This is a genomic window from Methylobacterium sp. Leaf106 (assembly GCF_001422895.1).
Classification (GTDB): Bacteria; Pseudomonadota; Alphaproteobacteria; order Rhizobiales; family Beijerinckiaceae; genus Methylobacterium; species Methylobacterium bullatum.
In genome coordinates this window covers 636,099-656,413 of sequence record NZ_LMNB01000023.1, presented here as the reverse complement: position 1 = coordinate 656,413, position 20,315 = coordinate 636,099, and the positions used below count along the sequence as shown (strand labels likewise).

The 20,315-nt window shown below is 66.4% G+C and carries 17 protein-coding genes and 1 tRNA gene; 7 read left to right on the top strand and 11 right to left on the bottom strand.

The genetic code is table 11. The features are described from left to right. On the bottom strand, positions 1–2,064 hold the full coding sequence (locus tag ASF34_RS14785; protein ID WP_056161897.1) for a M3 family metallopeptidase: 2,064 nt from the start codon (positions 2,062–2,064) through the stop codon (positions 1–3). 170 nt (positions 2,065–2,234) lie between these two features. Between ASF34_RS14785 and fliP the strand changes: the two genes are divergently transcribed. Beyond that, on the top strand, positions 2,235–2,999 hold the full coding sequence (gene fliP, locus ASF34_RS14780) for a flagellar type III secretion system pore protein FliP (RefSeq protein ID WP_056161895.1): 765 nt from the start codon (positions 2,235–2,237) through the stop codon (positions 2,997–2,999). 8 nt (positions 3,000–3,007) lie between these two features. Here the strand turns inward: fliP and ASF34_RS14775 are convergent, their stop codons facing one another. From ASF34_RS14775 to ASF34_RS14760, 4 genes are all read right to left on the bottom strand, one after another. Continuing rightward, positions 3,008–3,313 carry a hypothetical protein gene (locus ASF34_RS14775; RefSeq protein ID WP_018044876.1) on the bottom strand — a complete coding sequence of 102 codons (306 nt, stop codon included), beginning with the start codon at positions 3,311–3,313 and terminating at the stop codon, positions 3,008–3,010. After that, positions 3,310–5,610 (bottom strand): FdhF/YdeP family oxidoreductase, encoded by a 2,301-nt coding sequence (locus tag ASF34_RS14770; protein WP_056161893.1) that lies wholly within the window; start codon positions 5,608–5,610, stop codon positions 3,310–3,312. Before ASF34_RS14770 ends, ASF34_RS14775 begins: the two co-directional genes overlap by 4 nt. A 321-nt stretch (positions 5,611–5,931) precedes the next feature. Next, the gene (locus ASF34_RS14765; RefSeq protein ID WP_056161890.1) at positions 5,932–7,020 is read right to left on the bottom strand and encodes a quinone-dependent dihydroorotate dehydrogenase; all 1,089 of its coding nucleotides are present in this window, start codon (positions 7,018–7,020) and stop codon (positions 5,932–5,934) included. After that, positions 7,017–7,394 carry a DUF952 domain-containing protein gene (locus tag ASF34_RS14760; RefSeq protein ID WP_018044879.1) on the bottom strand — a complete coding sequence of 126 codons (378 nt, stop codon included), beginning with the start codon at positions 7,392–7,394 and terminating at the stop codon, positions 7,017–7,019. The genes ASF34_RS14765 and ASF34_RS14760 overlap by 4 nt, the downstream gene beginning before the upstream one ends. A 204-nt stretch (positions 7,395–7,598) precedes the next feature. Here ASF34_RS14760 and ASF34_RS14755 point away from each other — a divergent pair, with 204 nt between their 5' ends. From ASF34_RS14755 to ASF34_RS14745, 3 genes are all read left to right on the top strand, one after another. Next, complete coding sequence (locus ASF34_RS14755; protein ID WP_056148049.1) at positions 7,599–8,231, top strand: S24 family peptidase; 633 nt, start codon at positions 7,599–7,601, stop codon at positions 8,229–8,231. Positions 8,232–8,327: 96 nt separating this feature from the next. Then, the gene (locus ASF34_RS14750) at positions 8,328–9,440 is read left to right on the top strand and encodes an ATP-binding protein (protein ID WP_056161889.1); all 1,113 of its coding nucleotides are present in this window, start codon (positions 8,328–8,330) and stop codon (positions 9,438–9,440) included. Between the two features lie 138 nt (positions 9,441–9,578). Beyond that, positions 9,579–10,556, top strand: coding sequence for a TIM44-like domain-containing protein (locus ASF34_RS14745; protein ID WP_018044882.1), 978 nt, complete (start codon positions 9,579–9,581; stop codon positions 10,554–10,556). Between the two features lie 85 nt (positions 10,557–10,641). Here ASF34_RS14745 and ASF34_RS14740 read toward each other — a convergent pair whose 3' ends face one another. Further along, positions 10,642–12,276, bottom strand: a complete 1,635-nt coding sequence (locus tag ASF34_RS14740) for a peptide chain release factor 3 (RefSeq protein WP_056161887.1) — start codon at positions 12,274–12,276, stop codon at positions 10,642–10,644. Positions 12,277–12,381: 105 nt separating this feature from the next. Further along, a complete protein-coding gene (locus tag ASF34_RS14735) occupies positions 12,382–13,134 on the bottom strand; it encodes an SDR family oxidoreductase (protein ID WP_056161886.1) in 753 nt (250 codons plus the stop codon). Between the two features lie 89 nt (positions 13,135–13,223). On the opposite strand from ASF34_RS14735, the gene ASF34_RS14730 reads away from it, so the two are divergent. After that, a tRNA-Gln gene (locus ASF34_RS14730) sits at positions 13,224–13,298 on the top strand. A 432-nt stretch (positions 13,299–13,730) separates the two neighbouring features. On the opposite strand, the gene ASF34_RS22815 is transcribed toward ASF34_RS14730, so the two are convergent. The 4 genes from ASF34_RS22815 to ASF34_RS14715 all read right to left on the bottom strand — a co-directional run bounded on the left by ASF34_RS22815 (position 13,731) and on the right by ASF34_RS14715 (position 18,732). Then, positions 13,731–13,976, bottom strand: coding sequence for a hypothetical protein (locus ASF34_RS22815; RefSeq protein ID WP_156465724.1), 246 nt, complete (start codon positions 13,974–13,976; stop codon positions 13,731–13,733). Positions 13,977–14,314: 338 nt separating this feature from the next. Then, a complete protein-coding gene (locus ASF34_RS14725; RefSeq protein WP_082494179.1) occupies positions 14,315–14,998 on the bottom strand; it encodes an HAD hydrolase-like protein in 684 nt (227 codons plus the stop codon). A 270-nt stretch (positions 14,999–15,268) separates the two neighbouring features. After that, a complete protein-coding gene (locus ASF34_RS14720; protein ID WP_018044906.1) occupies positions 15,269–16,360 on the bottom strand; it encodes an alkene reductase in 1,092 nt (363 codons plus the stop codon). 224 nt (positions 16,361–16,584) lie between these two features. Next, complete coding sequence (locus tag ASF34_RS14715; protein WP_056161881.1) at positions 16,585–18,732, bottom strand: sodium-translocating pyrophosphatase; 2,148 nt, start codon at positions 18,730–18,732, stop codon at positions 16,585–16,587. A gap of 342 nt (positions 18,733–19,074) precedes the next feature. Between ASF34_RS14715 and ASF34_RS14710 the strand changes: the two genes are divergently transcribed. Then, a complete protein-coding gene (locus ASF34_RS14710) occupies positions 19,075–19,665 on the top strand; it encodes a DUF1285 domain-containing protein (RefSeq protein ID WP_056148026.1) in 591 nt (196 codons plus the stop codon). Next, a complete protein-coding gene (locus ASF34_RS14705) occupies positions 19,662–20,300 on the top strand; it encodes a CoA pyrophosphatase (protein ID WP_056148023.1) in 639 nt (212 codons plus the stop codon). The genes ASF34_RS14710 and ASF34_RS14705 overlap by 4 nt, the downstream gene beginning before the upstream one ends. Positions 20,301–20,315 lie beyond the last annotated feature (15 nt).

The following is a 20,315-nucleotide window of genomic DNA, read 5'->3' as shown; positions in this document are numbered from 1 at the left end:
TCAGGCCGCCGCCAGGCCGCGCTGGCGCAGCAGCGGATCGATGCTCGGCAGGCGGCCGCGGAAGGCGGTGTAGGCCTCGCCGGGGTCGCGCAGGTTTCCGGCCCCGTAGACGAATTTGCGCAGGCGCGCGGCCGTCTCGGGGTGGAAGATGTCGCCGGCCTCGCGGAACGCGTCGAACGCATCGGCATCCAGCACCTCGGACCAGAGGTAGCTGTAATAGCCGGCCGCATAGCTATCGCCGGAAAAGATATGCGCGAAATGCGGCGAGCGGTGCCGCATGGAGATCTCCGCCGGCATGCCGATGCGCTGCAGGGCGTCGGCCTCGAAGGCCAGGACGTCGAGCCCGTCCTCGCCGCCGCTCGACAGATGCAGCGTCATGTCGACGATCGCCGAGGCGGTGTACTCGATGGTGGCGAAGCCCTGATTGAAGGCACGCGCCGCGAGCATGCGCGTGAGCAGGTCTTCCGGCATCGGCTCGCCGGTGCGGTAATGGCGTGCATGGGCGCGCAGCACTTCCGGCTGTTCGAGCCAGTGCTCGTAGAGCTGCGAGGGCAGTTCGACGAAATCGCCCGCCACCGCCGTGCCCGCGAGAAGCGGGTATTTCACGTCGGAGAGGAGGCCGTGCAGGGCATGGCCGAACTCGTGAAACAGGGTGCGCGCGTCGTCGAAGGACAGAAGCGGCGTCTCGCCCGCCGGCGCCTTGGCGAAGTTCATCACGTTGACGATGATCGGCGTGATCGGGCCGTTGAGCCGCTCCTGTGAGCGGAAGGCACTCATCCAGGCGCCGCTGCGCTTCGACGACCGGGCGAAGTAATCGCCGAGGAAGATCCCGACCTCCGATCCGTCGGCATTGCGTACCGTCCAGGCCCGCACGTCGGGATGGTAGCGGGGGAAGTCGGTGAGTTCCTCGAAGCGCAGGTGGAACAGGCGCGAGGCCGTGTCGAAGGAGGCCGCGATGACGCCGTCCAGGGGCAGGTAGGGCTTGATCTCGCCCTCGTCGAGATCGTGCTCGGACCGCCGGAGCTTCTCCGCATAGTGGCGCCAATCGTGGGCGCGGATGGCGAAGTCGGCCCCTTCCGCCGTCGCCAGCGCCTGGAGCCGGTCGCGTTCCGCGCCCGCACGGGCATGGGCCGGCGTCCAGACGTTGCGCAGGAGTTCCATCGCCGCGTCCGGCGAGCCGGCCATGGTGTCGGAGAGCTTGAAATGAGCGAAGCTGTCGAAGCCGAGGAGCCGTGCCCGCTCCGCGCGGAGGGCGACGATCTCGGCGATGATCCCCTTGTTGTCCGTGGCGCCCCCGCTCTCGCCACGGCGGGTCCAGGCCTCGTAGGCCTTCTCGCGCAGGTCACGCCGGGTGGAGAAGACCAGGAACGGCTCGATCAGCGAGCGCGACAGGGTGATGACGTGACCGTGCTCGCCGCCCCGGTCCTTGGCCGCGCTGGCGGCGGCCGCCCTCAGGAACTCGGGCAGGCCGGCGAGGTCCGCCTCACCCTCGAGGGGGAGGATGAAGGCGCTCTCATCGGCCAGCAGGTTCTGGCTGAACGTCGTCCCGAGCTCGGCCATCCGCCCGGCGATCTCGGCCATCCGCGTCTTCGCCTCGGGAGCGAGATCGGCACCGGCGCGGCGAAAGCGTGTGCGGTAGCGGTCGAGGACGCGCCGCTCTTCCGAGCCGAGCGTCTCCGCATCCGCGTCGACGGCGGCGATGCGCGCCCAGAGCCGGGGATTGAGGTAGATGGCGCTGCCGTGGCGGGCGAGACGCGGCGTGATCGCCCGCTCGACGGCCTGGAGGTCCGGGCTGGTGTTGCTGCCGCTCAGGTTGAAGAAGACGGAAGCGACGCGGTCGAGATCGAGGCCCGCGCGCTCCATCGCCTCCACCGTGTTGGCGAAGGTCGCCGGCTCCGAAGACTCGGCGATGGCCGCGATCTCGGCATCGTGCGAATCCAGGGCCGTCTCGAAGGCGGGTAGGAAATGCTCCGGCCGGATCCTGTCGAAGGGCGGCAGGCCGAACGGCGTGTCCCATACAGGCTCAGCGAACGGTCCGATGTCCCGGATGGTGGTGCTCGTCATGGTCGTCCTTCGAAATCGTGCGCCGCTGGCTCGGCCGGAACGTAGCCATCGGAGGGAACGAGCGCAAAGCCCCCGCGTGGTTTTGCGGTGACATGCGTACGCCTGTGGACGGCATCTGCGGGACATCATCGCTTGCGCCCGCGCACGGCTCGACGCAGGTTGCCGCCGCCATGACACCCTCCCTCCGATCCGTCACCGTCCCGATCCGCACCGCCCGCCTCGTCCTGGCGGCGAGCGGTTTCCTGGCCGCCGGCATCGGTTCGGCCATGGCTCAGAGCCTCTCGGTCGATCTCGGCCAGGGCGGGGTGACGGAGCGGGCGCTCCAACTCGTCGCCCTCATCACCGTCCTCGCGCTGGCGCCGTCCGTGCTCGTGATGGCGACTTCGTTCACGCGGATCGTGGTGGTCCTGTCGATCCTGCGCTCGGCCCTCGGCACGCAGAGCGCGCCGCCCAATGCCGTGATCACCAGCCTCGCCCTGTTCCTCACCGCCTTCGTCATGGCGCCGACGGCGCGGGAGGCTTACCGGACCGGCATCGAACCGCTGATCGCCGGGCAGATCACGCAGGGCGTGGCGTTCGAGCGGGCCTCGGCCCCGTTCAAGACCTTCATGCTGCGCAACGTGCGCGAGAAGGACCTGAAGCTGTTTCTCGACATGGCGAAGGCGCCCGCCCCTGCCGGGCCGGAAGCCATCGGCCTCGAGATCGTCACGCCGGCCTTCATGATCTCGGAGCTGAGGCGGGCCTTCGAGATCGGCTTCCTCCTCTTCATCCCCTTCCTCATCATCGACCTCGTCGTCGCCTCGATCCTGATGGCGGTGGGCATGATGATGGTGCCGCCGGCGACGGTGGCACTGCCGTTCAAGCTGATCTTCTTCGTGCTGGTGGACGGCTGGACCCTGGTCGCGGGCTCGCTGATCCAGAGCTACGGAAGCTGAATGCGGGATCAGCCGTGCAGGTGGTCCAGGATGGCGAGCCCCGCCGGCGTCGCCTCGTAGCGAGTCCGCTGGGTGCGCTGGTTGCGCTCGGTGATCGCCAGAAGCTCCGCTTCCCCCGACAGGGTCTCCACGGCGCGCAGGACGAGGGCATGCTCCACGCCGAACACCCGCGCGAAGCTGCGGCTGTCGGCGGCGAGCTTCAGGTGGAGCCCCGCCAGCAAACCGGCCTCCAGGGTGGAGAGGCCGGGCTGGAGATCGGCGATGGAATCGGTGACGGCGAGGAAGGTCTCGGCGTCGGCGGGCGGCTCGCTCACGCGGCTTGCGCCGGGCGACGGATCGAGACCATCACCGATTTCGAGGTCGGCGTGTCGCTCTCCTTGCCGAAGGACGACAGGGGAACGAGGACGTTGAGCTCCGGGTAGTAGCCGGCGAGACTGCCGCGCGGCATGTCGAAGGGCACGAGGCGGAAACCTTCGGCCACGCGCACCACGCCGTCGTCGTGGGTGCCGACGATGTCCACCCGGTCGCCGGCGACGGCACGGATCTCGGCCAGGTCGTCGGGATGGGCGAACAACACCTGACGCTCGCCGTAGACACCGCGATAGCGGTCGTCGAGGCCGTAGACGGTGGTGTTGTACTGATCGTGGCTGCGGAAGGTCTGGAGCACGAAGGTGTCGCCCATCGCCCTCGCCTGCTGATGCTCGGTCGCCTCCGGCAGGGCATCGGCGGAGAAGTTCGCTTTTCCGTTCACCGTCTCGAAGTTGCGCTCGGCGGCGAGGTTGCGCAGCATGAAGCCGCGCGGACGGCGGACGCGGGCGTTGTAACCGGCGAACCCCGGAATGGTCCGCTCGATCAGCGCACGGATGCCGTCGTAATCGTCGGCGAGGGCCGCCCAATCGACCTTGTCCGAGCCGACGGTGGCGGCTGCCATGCCGGCGATGATCGCGATCTCGGAGCGCAGTTCCGGCGAGGCGGGCTTGTTGATGCCGCCCGAGCCGTGGACCATGCTCATGGAATCCTCGACCGTGACGATCTGGATCTTGCCCTTCGAGTTCCGGTCGATTTCGGTGCGGCCGATACAGGGCAGCAGGTAGGCGACGCGGCCGGGCACGAGATGCGAGTGATTGAGCTTCGTCGCGATGTGGACGGTGAGTTCGCAGGAGGCGAGCGCCTTGGCCACCAGCGCGGTATCGGGCGTGGCGCGGGCGAAGTTGCCGCCGAGCCCGATGAAGGCCTTCGACGAACCGTCGAGCATGGCGCCGATGGCGCCGATGACGTTGTGACCGTGCTTGCGCGGGGCGACGAAGCCGATCTCGCGCTCGAGGGCGTCGAGCAGCGCGGCAGGCGGCTTCTCGTTGATGCCCACCGTACGGTCGCCCTGCACGTTGGAATGTCCGCGCACTGGGCAGAGGCCCGCGCCGGGACGGCCGATATTGCCGCGCAGGAGCATGACATTCGTCATCTCGCGGATGGTGGCCACCGAGTGCTTGTGCTGGGTGACGCCCATGGCCCAGGTGCAGATCACCTTGTCGGCGCCGAGATAGACGTCGGCAGCCACCTCGATATCGGCGCGGGAGAGGCCGGACTGGTCCTCGATCGCCTCCCAGCTCGTCGCCTCCACGACGGCGCGATAGGCCTCGTGGCCCTCGGCGTGGTGGCTGAGGAAGGCGCGATCCAGGACGGATGGACGGCCGGCGGCGCGAGCCGCGTCGTCCGCCGCGAAGACCGCCTTGGCGATGCCGCGGAACGCCGCCATGTCGCCGCCCGGACGGGGCTGGTAATAGTGGCTCGCCACCGGGGCGCTGGCACCGCGCAGCATCTCCACCGTGTTCTGCGGGTCGGCGAAGCGTTCGAGCCCGCGCTCGCGCACGGGGTTGAACACCACAACGCGGGCGCCGCGGGTCGCCGCCTTGCGCAGGTCGCCGAGCATGCGGGGATGGTTGGTGCCGGGGTTCTGGCCAACCACGAAGATCGCGTCCGCCTTCTCGAAATCCTCGAGCAGCACGGTGCCCTTGCCGATGCCGATGGCCGCCTGGAGGGCGATGCCGCTGGCCTCGTGGCACATGTTGGAGCAGTCGGGGAAGTTGTTGGTGCCGTAGAGCCGGGCGAACAGCTGGTAGATGTAAGCCGCCTCGTTGGAGGCGCGACCGGAGGTGTAGAACTCGGCACGGTCCGGGCTGTCGAGGCCGCGCAGGGTGGCGCCGATCTCGGCGAAGGCGTCGTCCCAGCTGACGGGCAGGTAGCGGTCGCTGCCTGCGTCGTAGCGCATGGGGTGCGTCAGGCGTCCCTCGCCTTCCAGCGCGTAGTCGGTCCAGCCACGCAGCTCCGAGACGGTATGCTTGGCGAAGAACTTCGGCGGCGTGCGCTTGTCGGTCGCCTCCCAGGAGACGGCCTTCACGCCATTCTCGCAGAACTCGAACGACGAGCCGTGCGCCGGATCACCCCAGGCGCAGCCGGGACAATCGAACCCGTCGGGCTGGTTGGCCTTGAGCATGGCGCGGGCCCCGGAGAGCGGGGCGCGGCTGCTCAGCAGGTGCTTGCCGCAGCTCTTCAGCGCGCCCCACCCGCCGGCGGCGGAGGAACGCTTGGGGGACGCGACCGGGTGATCCATGGACGATCCTGGTTCGGCAAATAACGGATGGGACAGTGCCGTCGCAGGGCGAGGCCACCGTCGATTCCACCAGCGATATCGCACCGCACAAGGGTCACTCAATCAGGGGTAAACGCGGGCCAGTCATGCGCCTGTGGACATGTCATGGCATGAAACCGAGCAGTCTTACGGAGTTCTAAACTCACCCCCGATCCCAGCGCAGGAGACGCATGCGAATGGCGCCGGGATCGGACCTGCCGGCCCGATCCGAAACCGGCCTTGCCGAGACTTCCACCGCGATGCGGGAGCAGGTCACGCCATGTCCCTCGGCCCGCCCTTCGCTTACCTGGCGTCGAGGCCGAGCCTGGACAGAGCCGCGGCATCGCGGCCGACGATGGCGGACAGGTCGCGCGCACCCTCCGTGCCGAGCTTGCGCAGCAGGCCGGATTTGATCGTGCTCACGAGGCCGGGGCCGGCATAGACCAGGGCCGAGTAGAGCTGCAGCAGGCTCGCTCCGGCACGGATCTTGGTCCAAGCCGCCTCGGCGGAGTCGATCCCGCCGACGCCGATGAGCGGGATGGTACCGCCGACACGCAGGTAGGCCTCCGCCAGAAGGCGGGTCGCCGGTTCGAAAAGCGGGCGGCCGGACAGGCCCCCGGTCTCCGTCGCCAGGGAGGCTTCGGTGAGACTGGTCGGCCGCGCGATGGTGGTGTTGGAGACGACGAGGCCCTGCACCTTGCGGCGCAATGCGGTGGCGACGATGGAATCGAGGGCTTCGAGCGAGATATCGGGGGCGATCTTGAGCAGGATCGCGGTCTCGGGCGAGGCCTTGTCGCGGGCCTCGACCACGCGTCCCAACAGATCGTCGAGGAAGGCTTCGCCCTGGAGGTCGCGCAGTCCGGGGGTGTTCGGCGAAGAAACATTGACCGTGACGAAGGCGACATGGGGCGCCAGCGCCGTGGTGCAGGCCACGTAATCGGCGATCCTGTCGGTGGAATCCTTGTTGGCCCCGATGTTGATGCCCACCAGACCGGTCCGGCCACTTCTGGCCGCGAGGCGGCCACGCACGACGTCGAGCCCTTCGCTGTTGAGACCGAAGCGGTTGATGACGGCACCGTCGGCGCTCAGGCGGAACACGCGCGGGCGAGGATTACCGCCCTGCGGCTTCGGCACCACCCCGCCGACTTCCACGAAGCCGAAGCCCAGGCCGAGCAGGGTATCGGGCACCTGCGCGCCCTTGTCGAACCCCGCCGCCAGGCCGACCGGATTGGGGAACCGGCGGCCGAAGGCGGTGACCGCGAGCTTCGGATCATCCGGGGTGGGCTTTCGCGGAGGCAGAAGCCCCAGCCCGCGCAAGGTGAGGTTGTGCGCCGTCTCGGCGTCGAGACCGTGCAGGATCGGCTTTGCGAGGGGAAAGAGAGCGCCGATCATACCGATGCTCCGGTTGCGGGGCTGGCGGACGAGATAAGATCGGCTTGAAACACATGCCGTCCGTCCGGCCCGATCGGAAGCTCGGTCACGGATATGACGGCGTCGAGGGGCAGATCGCCGTAGAGATGGGGGAACAGCGCCCCGCCACGGGAGGGCTCGTAGCGTAGGGCCTCGCCCAGCGCCTCGGCCTCGATGCCGATGAGGAGGAGATCGGGGACACCCGCGAAGTGCCGGGCGGCCGTTTCAGCCACCTGGTCGGCGGTGGAGAAATGGATGAACCCGTCGGCCTTGTCGACGGGCGCACCCGCGAACCGCCCCGCTTCCTCCGCCTCGCGCCAGAGGGCGCGCGGGCAAATCTTGTAGATCACGGGCATCGCGCGTTGCCTTCCGGTTCGACGGTCCACGCGATAGAACGGGTCGGCATCCGTCGCAACCACGATGGGTCGCTACCTCAAGTCGTCCTTTCCGAGTTCCTACACCTTCTGGATAATGGCGGCGTGCCGTTGCTTCCGGCGTAGTTTAGTTCTACTTTCCTAAAGCTAGGCTGGATGTCTTAGCCATTCTGATCGAGTCTCGCCATGCTGTCCCACGAGCAGATCTGGACCGCGATCGACCGCCTCGCGGAACGCCACGGTTTCTCGGCCTCCGGTCTCGCACGCCGTGCGGGCCTCGACGCCACGAGCTTCAATCGCTCGAAACGGATCGGGCCGGATGGGCGCAAGCGCTGGCCCTCCACCGAATCCGTGTCGAAGGTGCTCGCGGCCACCAACGCGACGCTCGACGATTTCCTTCGCCTCATCGAGCCACGGGAAGGCATGCCGCGCGCCATGGTGCCGCTGATCGGCATGACGCAGGCCGGCGCCGGCCGGCTCTTCACCGAGGAAGGCATGCCCACGGGCGGCCCGGGCTGGGAGGAGATCGAGTTTCCCGATCTCGGCGAGGATCGCGCCTTCGCCCTCGAAGTGCAGGGCGATTCCATGGAGCCGCTCTATCGCGACGGTGACGTGCTGATCGTCTCTCCCACCGCCAGTGTCCGCAAGGGCGACCGCGTGGTGGTGCGTCTGGCGAGCGGCGAAGTGCTGGCCAAGGAACTGCGCCGCAAGACCGCCCGGACCATCGAGCTGCTCTCTCTCAACCCGAACCACCCCGAACGCATCGTCCAGGTGGCCGAGATCGCCTGGATCGCCCGGGTGATGTGGGTGCGGCAATAGCCATCGCCGGGAGCCGCCGTGCCGATCGATCCTGGCACCCGCACCCGATGCGACTCACGCTGGAGCCCGTTTCGCTCCGACAGGCCTGGATAGAGCATGGCGTTGGATGATCAGGACGGCGAACCAGGCGATCCTCCGGACCCGCGCATCGATTTTCGCTCGGGCCTCGAGGCCAGCGCCGTACCGGCCCTGTTGATCGACCCAGCGACGGCGAGGATCGTCTCGGCCAATCCCGCCTTCGCGCGGCTCACCGGCCATGAGACCGGCGATCTCGCCGGACGCGACGTCCATCTCCTTCTCGGCGCCAATACCGATAAGGACGCCCGAAACGCTTTCGCCGCGGCCTTGGCTGGGACGCGGCCGGAAGGGATCGAGGTACTGGCCTGGCGCCGAAACGGCTCGACCTTCTGGGCCGAGATCTTCGCGGTGCCCCTGCCGGATACCGGTCTTCTCCTCGCGCAACTGGTCGACGTGACCCGGCGCAGGGACGCGGAAGGGGCGCTCGCCTTGTCCCGGCAACGCGAGGCCCTCGGGTTGCTCACCAACAGCGTCGCCCACGAGTTCAACAACTTCCTGCAGATCCTCATCGGCTATATCGACGGGCTGAAGCGGCGTCTCGGCGACCGGGAAGAACCCTTCATCCAGCGGGCCGTGACCCGGTCCACCGATGCCGTGGAGCGAGCCACGATTCTGACGCGGCATTTGCTGACTTTCTCGCGCCGGATCGCGCCGGATGTCCGCCCCGTCGACATGAACGCCCTCATCACCGCTTTCGGCACGCGCATGCGCGGGACGCTTCCGCCCGGAGTGACACTGACGGTCCACACCGCGCCGGATCTACCCAACGGCCTCACCAACCCGACCCAGGTGGATCTCGCCCTCTCTCACATCGTCGCCAATGCCTGCGAGGCGATGCCGGCCGGCGGCAGCGTCGAGATCACGAGCTTCCTGGTGCCGTCGAGCGACCCAGCGATCCGCCGGCAGGGAGACGGCGCCATCGGCATCGCGGTGCGGGATAGCGGGCATGGGATGTCGCCGGAGATGGCAGCGAGAGCGCTGGCTCCCTTCATCACCACGCGCGAGGCCGGGCGCGGCACCGGGCTCGCCATCGTCCACGGCCTGGTGAAGCGCCAGAACGGCACCGTCTCCCTCGACAGCAAGCCCGGCGAGGGAACAACGGTGCGAATGATCTTCCCCGCCGCCGGCTGAGGCGTCACGGCTCTTCCCATCGTCGTCCACGGAACAAAAGCGGCGCCGAAGACGGACTAAAACTTGTCGCCGGACGTCACCATATAAGGTCCGGCATTCCCGCCGGGACTCTCTCAGACTTCGTTCAGAGGCGTATTCATGTTCATCTCCTCCACGCGTCGCACCCGCGCCGCGACCATCTTCGCGCTCGCCGCGGTGCTGGCCGTCGCAGCGCCCGTTGCCGAGGCCCGTCCGGGCGGCGGCGGCGGCATGGGCTCGCGCGGCTCGAAGACGTACAACGCCCCCTCCTCCACGGCCACGGCACCGGGCGCGGCGCCGATCCAGCGTTCGCAGACGCAGCCCGGCTCGACCATGGGCAATCCCGGCATGACCAGCGCCGCCACGCAGCGTCCCCGCTTCGGCGGCGGCTTCATGGCAGGCCTGCTCGGTGCGGGCCTGCTCGGCGCGCTCCTCGGCGGCGGCTTCTTCGGTGGACTCGGCGGCATCGCCTCGATGATCGGCCTCCTCCTGCAGGTCGGCCTCATCGTGATGGTCGTCGCCTTCGCCGTGCGCTGGTTCCGCCGTCGCCAGGGCAATCCGGCTCCCGCCGGCATGTCCCGGTCCGCTCTCCAGGGCGACTCCACCCCGGGCAACTACCGCTCCGCTCCGGGCTCGGCCACCGGTCCTGGGCCGGCGATGGGGGCGACCCCGCGCGGCGCTCCTCAGCCGACCGTGGGCAAGATCGATATCGGCCCCGGCGATTTCCAGAGCTTCGAGATCGCCCTCAACGACGTGCAGGCGGCTTATGGCCGTGGCGACGTCGCCGCTCTGCGCAACCTCGCGACGCCCGAAATGGCGGGCTACTTCGCCGAAGAACTCCGCGGCAACGAATCCCGTGGGGTCGTCAACCGGATCTCGAACGTGAAGCTGCTGCAGGGCGACCTGTCGGAAGCCTGGAGCGAAGGCCGGATGGAATACGCCACGGTGGCGATGCGCTACGCCATCACCGACGTGACGATCGACCTTCGGACCAACCAGACCGTCGAGACCGGCGAGCCGGAGGCACTGGAGCTCTGGACCTTCGTGCGCGAGCGCGGCGGGCGCTGGATCCTCTCGGCGATCCAGCAGGGCCGCTGACCGCCTCAACGGCATCGGTTGAAACCAGGAAAGGGCCGCGCGGTGCAAACCGCGCGGCCCTTTTCCATTCAGGCACCGCCGAGATTCAGACGGCGCGCTTCTGGTAATCCTTGATGTCGGTGAACCGTACCTTCTGCGCGCGCTCCTCCTCATAGCGGAGGGAGAAGGCGGTGGTCGCCATGAAGACGGGCGCGCCGTCGAGATCGCTCGCCATGGCCGAGCCATGGGTGCCGATGAAGGAATCGAGGTCGGTTTCCACATCCGATTCGATCCAGCGGCAGATCGAGAAGCGCGTCGGCTCGTAATCGATGGGCAGGCCATACTCGGCCTGGAGCCGCTCCTTCAGCACGTCGAGCTGCAGCGCGCCGACGACACCGACGATCGCCTGCGAGCCGTCATGCGGGCGGAACACCTGGACGACGCCCTCCTCGCCCATCTGCTGGAGCGCTTCCCGCAGCTTCTTGGCCTTCATCGCGTCGGTGAGCTTGATGCGGCGCAGGATTTCCGGGGCAAAGCTCGGCACGCCGCGGAACACGATCTCCTCGCCCTCGGTGAGCGTGTCGCCGATGCGCAGGGTGCCGTGGTTGGGGATGCCGACCACGTCGCCGGCAAAGGCCTCGTCGGCGATGGCGCGGTCCTGCGCGAAGAAGAATTGCGGCGCGGAGAGCGACATCGGCTTGCCGGTGCGCACGAGCTTCGCCTTCATCCCGCGGCTGAGCCTGCCCGAGCAGACCCGCATGAAGGCGATGCGGTCGCGGTGGTTGGGATCCATGTTCGCCTGGATCTTGAACACGAAGCCCGTCATCTTCGGCTCGGTGGGCTCCACCAAGCGCTTGTCGCAATCCTGCCCGCGCGGGGGCGGTGCGAAACGGGCGAGCCCGTCGATGAGATCGCGCACGCCGAAATTGCGCAGGGCCGAGCCGAAGAAGACCGGCGTGAGATGCCCCTCGCGAAACGCCTCGAGATCGAACCGCTTCAGGCCGGATTCGGCGAGCTCCGCCTCCTCCCGCCACGTGGCCACCTCGCCCTCCTCGGTGAGCAACTGGTCGAAGAGCGGATCGTCCACACCGGACACCGCTACGGTGCCGGCATCGTCCGCCGCATCGAGCCGGCGCACACGACCATTGCCGAGATCGTAAGTGCCGGCAAAACTCCGCCCCCGGCCGATAGGCCAGGTGACCGGCGCCACATCCAGCGCCAGGGTCTTCTCGATCTCGTCGAGCAGTTCGAACGGGTCGCGCGCCTCACGGTCGAGCTTGTTGATGAAGGTGACGATGGGAATGTCGCGCAGGCGGCAGACTTCGAACAGCTTGCGCGTCCGCGCCTCGATGCCCTTGGCGGCGTCGATCACCATGACCGCAGAATCGACGGCCGTCAGGGTGCGGTAGGTATCCTCCGAGAAGTCCTCGTGGCCCGGAGTGTCGAGGAGATTGAAGACGCAGTCGCCGTACTCGAAAGTCATCACGGAGGTGACGACCGAGATGCCGCGCTCCTTCTCGATGCCCATCCAATCGGACCGGGTCGAGACGCGGTTGCGCTTGGCCTTGACCTCGCCGGCGAGCTGGATCGCGCCGCCGAACAGGAGCAGCTTCTCGGTGAGCGTGGTCTTGCCCGCATCCGGGTGGGAGATGATCGCGAAGGTGCGGCGGCGGGCGACGGGATCCTTGGCCCTGTCGGCATCCTTGCCGGTCGCGTCCTTGGGTTCTGTCTGCATCAACATCGCGGGCGGTTGCTTCTCTCGTCCGCCGGGGCGGGCTTGTCTGTACAAGGTCGGGTGCGTGCCCCGTCTGTAGTGCGAACGGGGACCGGGCGAAAGCGCGGGGCCTCAGCCCCTCCCGATATAGGGCATCTTCGTCGCCATCACGGTCATGAACTGCACGTTGGCGTCGAGGGGCAATCCGGCCATGTAGACCACCGCATCCGCCACGTGACGGGCGTCCATCACCGGCTCGACCTTCAGCGATCCGTCGGGCTGCCGAATGCCGGCGGCCATCGGCTTGGTCATGTCGGTCTCGGCATTGCCGATATCGATCTGCCCGCAGGCGATGTCGTGATCGCGTCCGTCGAGGGAGGTGGATCGGGTCAGGCCGGTGATCGCGTGTTTCGTCGCCGTATAGGGCGCCGAATTCGGACGCGGTACCTGGGCCGAGATCGACCCGTTGTTGATGATACGGCCGCCGCGCGGGTTCTGCGCCTTCATCATCCGGAAGGCGCCCTGCGTGCACAGGAACGCGCCGGTGAGGTTGGCATTCACCACGGCCTGCCATTGCGCCAGGGTGAGTTCGTCCAGCGGCACGGACGGGGCGAACAGGCCGGCATTGTTGAAAAGGAGGTCGAGGCGACCGAACCGGGCCTTCACCTCCGCGAAGAGATGCTCGACAGAGGCGGCATCGCCGACATCAGTCTCCACCGGCAAGGCCTCGACCCCGAGCGCACGCACGTCATCCGCGACCTCATCGAGAGGTCCCCGTCGACGCCCTGCCAGAGCCAGATCGAACCCGGCTCGCGCGAGCCCGAGCGACACCGCCCGGCCAATCCCGGACCCCGCCCCGGTGACGATCGCGATCCGCTTCGACATGCGCGCTCTCCATTTCCTGGTCGGCCGGAGCGAACAGGCTGTTGCAACGGGCCGACGCGGCGTCTAGACAACGCGCGGCCTTGCGTCGATGGGGCGTCGCCAAGTGGTAAGGCAGCGGTTTTTGGTACCGCCATTCGGAGGTTCGAATCCTCCCGCCCCAGCCATCTACGCAAACGGGCCGGCTCGCCGGGCGCACAAGATTGTCTGTCGTCACTTGTGTGCGGAATATCAGCCGCGACAATCCCCGCTGACTGATCTTTTGGAATTCGAACAGATCGAAGAGTCTGGTTGTTCTCAAACAACCTTGGTAAATTCCCATATTAAATTTCTAGTTCAATACAGGTGCAATTTTACGGAAGATTACAATAATAATAGATTGTTTATTTATAAAAATATGCTTCAATCGAATATCGGCAAAGTAAATTTAATCCATATATTTATAAATCTACAATATAAGAAATTGTTATAGTAAAAATTATATTTCTCATGTTCTAATGAAGCAAATTTCACTTATCATTGCGCCGATGATTCACCCCCTTGAGGGTGTGGCAAAATAAACCCTATGAGGCGAAGGAACTTATTGATCCAGATTAAAATCAGAATTTTTCTGCTTGGTTGGGCATTATAAAGCAGATACCGTCGCGATGTTTCGCCAGCCAACGATAACGATATGTGAGTTCGCCATGGTGCCAGCCGCTTTCACCGCCGGCCTCGGAGTCGGCCTTTCGTTTCTTCTCGGACCCAATATTGGGGTCATCGCGCTGGTTCCGGTGCTCGTGCTGTGCTTGATCCGCCTCTTTGGCGAACGTGTTCTCCGTATGATGGAAGATTGAACGGCCCACGGTCGAGCGGAACTATCGTTCCGATGGTGTCGGATCTCTTACTGCGGTTGGTCATCGCCCCGGCGAAGGCGACCGATGATTTCGGCGAAAACCTCCGAGGTCGTGGCTTGGTCGTCGAGTGGATAGGCTGACCGCAGCCCGCCGATCAGGCTCTCCACCGTCCGTTTTCCGGGTGAGCGACGCCGCGCCGCAATGTGGCTGGCCGCACCGCGACCATTTTCATCCGAGCCGCCGGAGGAGCACTGAACTGACATCGCGTATACCCGTTGCCGTAGACGGTATCGGAGGTTTGCGCGTCGCGCCGGTCCTGGGCACTGCATCGAGCCCGACCTCCCTGTTCATGACGGAACACCATACAATATCGATGCCGCCGGGTGAGATCCTCGAAGCTCCGTCGAGCAGATCGCCTCCGCGACATGGCCGGGATGCTCGAAGAGAACATTCGGCCGCCCGGCAGCCAAAGCATCGCTTCGCGTATATCCCCATGATACGGCTCCGAAATCGCAACCGGCCGCCTTGGCCGCATCGTGGTCGCGCAATTCGTCGCCGATGTAGATGACGCTTCCGCGCGCTCCGGCCTTTCGCATGACCGCCGTCAGGCGTTTGGCCTTGCCGAACATCGATGCGCCGCAGGCATAGTGGCGGAAACGAGCGGCACAGGGCCCAAGGACGTGCCGGATATTGGCCTCGCTGTTCGAGTTGACGATCGCGAGGATGATGCCGGCCTCATCGAGATCGCGAAGCATGTCGCGAATGCCGGGAAACAGCGAGATCGCCTCGATATCGCGGGCCGCGAGGCCGTGCATGTGCCGGGTGATGAAAGGCAGCTTCCATGCAGGCACGCCGAGTTCGCGAATGAGGGCACGGGCGGAAAGGCCGCGAAGCGCCTCCGTCTCGGCGGGGTCGATGTGTCGGAAACGGTAGCGACGGGCGACACCGTTGATGACGCTGCAGAACCACGGGAAGGTATCGGCGAGCGTTCCGTCGAAATCGAAGACGACGAGTCCATAGGGTTTGCCCATCACGCAGGCATTTCGTGCGAAAGCAGCCATTGCCCTGGCCACGCCCGCAGACGAAGTCGGCGATCGCCATTCCGGCACCGCCTCACCCCACCGGCAGTCGGAGTTGCCGATGCGCCCGCGCCACGGCTTCGACACCGAAACCGGCGATGGGTCACTTGATCCATGCGGTCATTCCACTCCATCGAGGAAGGACCGACGAACGGCATCGGCCCGAAGGATGGGTTATCTCCTCCGAGCCGATTGTCTCGCAAACGAAGCGGTCTTGGGAAGTCAGGCCGCTTGCGACTCGGTGAGCGTCGGGTAGTCGATATAGCCCTCAGGTCCCTGGCTATACCACGTCGCCTGCACGTCCTTCTGCAGCGGAGCATGCGTCGCAATCCGCTCAACGAGATCGGGATTGGCGATGAAGGGCCGGCCGAAGGCGATGGCGTCGGCCTTACCATCGGCGAGGGCGGCCTCGGCGGCGGCGGGATCGTAATCCGAATTTAGGATCAGCGGCCCGTCGAAAGCCTGTCTGATCACGGGCGCCACCGGCGGGTGGTTCGGCTTGCCGAAGGTACCGTTCGGACCGGGTTCGCGCAGTTCGAGAAAGGCGATGCCGATCTTCGAGAGAGCGGCGGCGGCGGCACCGAACAGGGCGTCCGGGTTCGAATCGTCCACGCCCTGAATCTGGCCGTTCGGCGACAGGCGCACGCCGGTGCGGTCCTTCCCGATGGCGTCGGCCACGGTCTGCGTGACCTCCGTCAGCAGGCGGATGCGATTTTCGATGGAGCCACCGTAGCGGTCGTCGCGGTGATTGGTGTTGTCGCGCAGGAACTGGTCGATGAGATAGCCATTCGCCGCGTGGATCTGCACGCCGTCGAACCCGGCGGCGATCGCGTTGCGCGCGGCGCGGTCGTAATCCGCCAGGAGGCGCGGAATCTCGTCGACCGGCAAGGCGCGGGCCTCGGCATAGGGCTGCTTGCCCTCGTAGGTATGGGCCTCATCGGGCGCCGTGGTGGCGGAGGACGAGATCGGCGCCTTGCCGTCATTGAAGCTCGGATGCACCACGCGCCCCATATGCCAGAGCTGGCAGACGATCCTGCCCCCGGACTCATGGACCGCCTTCACCACGGGCTTCCAGGCTTCGACCTGCTCGTCCGACCAGATACCCGGCGCATAGGGCCAGCCGAGCCCTTCCTGGCTGATGCCCGTCGCCTCGGTGAGGATCACGCCCGCGCCAGCGCGCTGGGTGTAATACTCGATCATGATCGGGGTCGGCACATGCTCCCTGGTGGCGCGGCCACGGGTGAGAGGCGCCATGAAGATGCGGTTCTTCGCATCGATCGCGCCGATGCGGATCGGGTCGTTCAGTGAAGGCATGAAGATCTCTCGTCAAACTACGGCAAAGGGAGCACGACCGTTTCGGGTGCGTCCGCTGAGACCGTAGGTATGGCGCTGACGAGAGACCGTCAGGGGGACGGCTGGGTCGGGCGGCGCCACCTGTGCGCCGCCGCACGCCAGCGTACCCACAACATCGCCCCTGCAATCACCTTTCCGGCACCTGCCGAGGCTTCATCTCTGCGACCGTCCATCGGAGCCGAGCTTCAGAGATGCGCGAGCACCGCCAGCAGAAGCAGAGCGATGATGTTGGTGATCTTGATCGCGGGATTCACGGCCGGGCCGGCCGTATCCTTGTAGGGGTCGCCGACGGTGTCACCGGTCACCGCCGCCTTGTGAGCGTCGGAGCCCTTGCCGCCGTGGTGACCGTCTTCGATGTACTTCTTCGCATTGTCCCACGCCCCGCCGCCGGACGTCATCGAGATCGCCACGTAGAGGCCAGTGAGGATCACGCCGAGCAGGGACGCGCCAACCGTGGCGAAGGCCTGGTTCTTCCCGGCGATCGCCTGGATCGCGAAGAACAGCACGATGGGCGACAGGACCGGCAGGAGCGAAGGCAGGATCATTTCCTTGATCGCCGCACGGGTGAGCATATCGACGGCCCGCCCGTAATCCGGACGGTCGGTGCCCGCCATGATACCGGGCTTCTCGCGGAACTGCCGCCGCACCTCCTCCACCACGGCACCGGCAGCACGGCCCACCGCCGTCATCGCCATGCCGCCGAACAGGAACGGGATCAGACCGCCGAGAAGCAGGCCAACGACGACGTAGGGGTTCGACAGGGAGAAATCGACGGTGACGCCCTGGAAGAAGCGGTACTGGGTCGGGCTTGCATTGGCGATGAAGTAGTCCAGGTCGCTGGTATAGGCGGCAAACAGGACCAAGGCACCGAGACCGGCCGAGCCGATGGCGTAGCCCTTGGTGACGGCCTTGGTGGTGTTGCCGACGGCATCGAGCGCGTCGGTGGACTTGCGGACTTCCGGTGGCAAGCCGGCCATCTCCGCGATGCCGCCGGCATTGTCGGTGACGGGGCCGAACGCGTCGAGGGCGACGATGAAGCCGGCGAGCGCCAGCATGGCGGAAACGGCGATGGCGATGCCGAACAGGCCCGCCAGCGAGTAGGTGGAGATGATGCCCGCCACGATGACGAGCGCCGGCAGGGCCGTCGATTCCAGCGAGATCGCCAGGCCCTGGATCACGTTGGTGCCGTGGCCGGTGACGGAGGCGTCGGCGATGGACTTCACCGGGCGGAAGTTGGTGCCAGTATAGTATTCGGTGATCACCACGATGAGCGCGGTGATGACGAGGCCGATCACGGCGCAGCCGAACAGGCCGCCGGAGGTGAAGGTGACTCCGGCATTGGTCGTGAACTCGGTGGCGAAACCGCCGAACAGCGCAAAATTGACCAGCGCGATGGCGACGATGGAGAGCGCGCCTGCAGTGACGAGGCCCTTGTAGAGCGCTCCCATGATCGACTGGTTGGCCCCGAGCCGCACGGCATAGGTGCCGGCGATGGAGGTGAGGATGCAGGCCGAGCCGATGGCCAGCGGATAGAGCAGCATCGCCTCCAGCACGTTGCGGCCGCCGACATCGGTCTGGCCGGCGAAGAAGATCGCCGCGAGCACCATGGTGGCGACGACGGTCACCGCGTAAGTCTCGAACAGATCGGCCGCCATGCCGGCGCAGTCGCCGACATTGTCACCCACATTGTCGGCGATGGTGGCGGGGTTGCGCGGATCGTCTTCCGGAATCCCGGCCTCGACCTTGCCGACGAGATCGCCGCCGACATCCGCGCCCTTGGTGAAGATGCCGCCGCCGAGGCGGGCGAAGATCGAGATCAAGGATGCGCCGAAGCCGAGCGCCACCAGGGAATCGATGACTTCGCGGCTGGCCGGCGCGAGGCCCGAAACGCGGGTGAGGAAGGTGTAGTACAGAGCGACTCCGAGGAGCGCGAGACCGGCCACGAACATGCCGGTGACGGCGCCGGACTTGAACGCGACGTCGAGCCCCGCTCCGAGGGAGGTCGAGGCCGCCTGCGCCGTGCGGACATTGGCGCGAACCGACACGTTCATCCCGATGAAGCCGGCGGCTCCCGAGAGTACGGCGCCGATGAGGAAGCCGATGGCGACCTTGAGCCCCAGGAAATAGGCGAGCGCCACGAACAGGACCACGCCGACGATGCCGATGGTGGCGTATTGCCGGCGCAGATAGGCCTGTGCCCCTTCCGCGATCGCCCCGGCGATCTCCTGCATCCGCTGGGTGCCGGCGTCGCGTTTCATCACGTCGTTGATCGTGACGATACCGTAGGCGACGGCGCACAGCCCGCCCAGGATGATAAGCAACAATGCGGTCATTCTACCGTCCTTGCGTTGTTATCGTGATGACGAAGCTCGGCTGGCTGGCCGTGGGACGAGGCGCTTGATGCGTTTTAGGCATTCCCTCCCTGGGATGCCTGCTCTGAGTGCCAAACTTCCGAGACAAGAGCAAATGCTGTCTAGCTATTTTCGCAGCGAATATTTTTGCATTGCACAAATCGCTAAGCGTTTGATTGAACTCGTTCGTATTCGCATGTGCTCGCATTGGGCCTGGAGCAGGATGCAACGCAGCGAAACTTTGAGTGCCAACACTCGCTTCGGCATCGATTCCCAAATCGAGGGCAGTTTCAAAATCTCGGAAACGCGGTATCTCCTGAGACCATGACTCAGGCGGAACAGCAGACACCGGACCCGGCTCTCGCCAGGCTGAGCCTGGCGCTCGACGGGATACCCCAACGCGGGTTGCCGCCGGTGGAGCGCTGGCATCCGCCCTATTGCGGCGAGATCGACATGCGGATCGCCGCGGACGGAACCTGGTTCCACAACGGCTCGCCGATCCGCCGCCCGGCCCTCGTCAAGCTGTTCTCCTCCATCCTGCGGCGGGAGCCCGATGGCCGCATCGTCCTGGTGACGCCGGTGGAGAGCGTGGGCATCGTCGTGGACGATGCGCCCTTCGCTGCCGTGGAGATGGCGGCGGAGGGGGAAGGCGAGGCCCGGCGCATCGCGTTCCGCACCAATGTCGACGATCTCGTCACCGTCGACGCCAACCATGCCCTTCGCTTCGAGGAAGGCGGCGACGGAGGCTTGCGCCCCTATGTCCATGTCCGCCGCGACCTCTGGGCGCTCCTCACCCGCGCCACGACCTACGACCTCCTGGCGCTGGGAGAGGAACGCCTGATCGATGGCGTCTCGTGGTTCGGCATCGCCGGCGGCGGCAGCTTTCACACCGTCGCGCGCAGCGAAGGCGCATGAGCTTCGACGCGCTGTCCGACCTGCTCGACAGGGCCGGGCGGGGCCTCTTGCCAACTCCGCCCAAGGCCGGTGACCCGATATCGAACCCACGCGGAGACCACGACCTCGATCCCATCGGTATCGCGATCCCTCCGGGCAGACCGCATCGGCCAGCGGCGGTGCTGGTCCCCGTCATCGTCAGGGACGCGGAGCTCTCCGTGCTCTTCACCGTCAGGGCCTCGCACCTGCGGGACCATTCCGGCCAGATCGCCTTTCCCGGCGGCAAGATCGAACCCTCCGACAGGAGCCCGGCCGATGCCGCCCTTCGCGAAGCCCGGGAGGAGATCGGCCTTCGCCCCGACGACATCCGGATCCTCGGCTATCTCGACCCCTATCTGTCGGCCACGGGCTTCCTCGTGGTGCCGGTGGTGGGGCTCTGCGCGGGAGGGGCACGGCTCGATCTCGATCCGGCCGAGGTGGCGGACGTCTTCGAAGTCCCACTCGCTCGCCTGATGGACCCGGTTCGCCGCCGGCTCGGCGTCGGGGTCTGGCAGGATCGCCCGCGCCGCTACTACGCGATCCCTTTCGGGGACCGCATGATCTGGGGTGTGACGGCAGGGATCGTGAACAATCTCCACGAACGCCTGTTTCCGTGACATGACGGGCTTCCA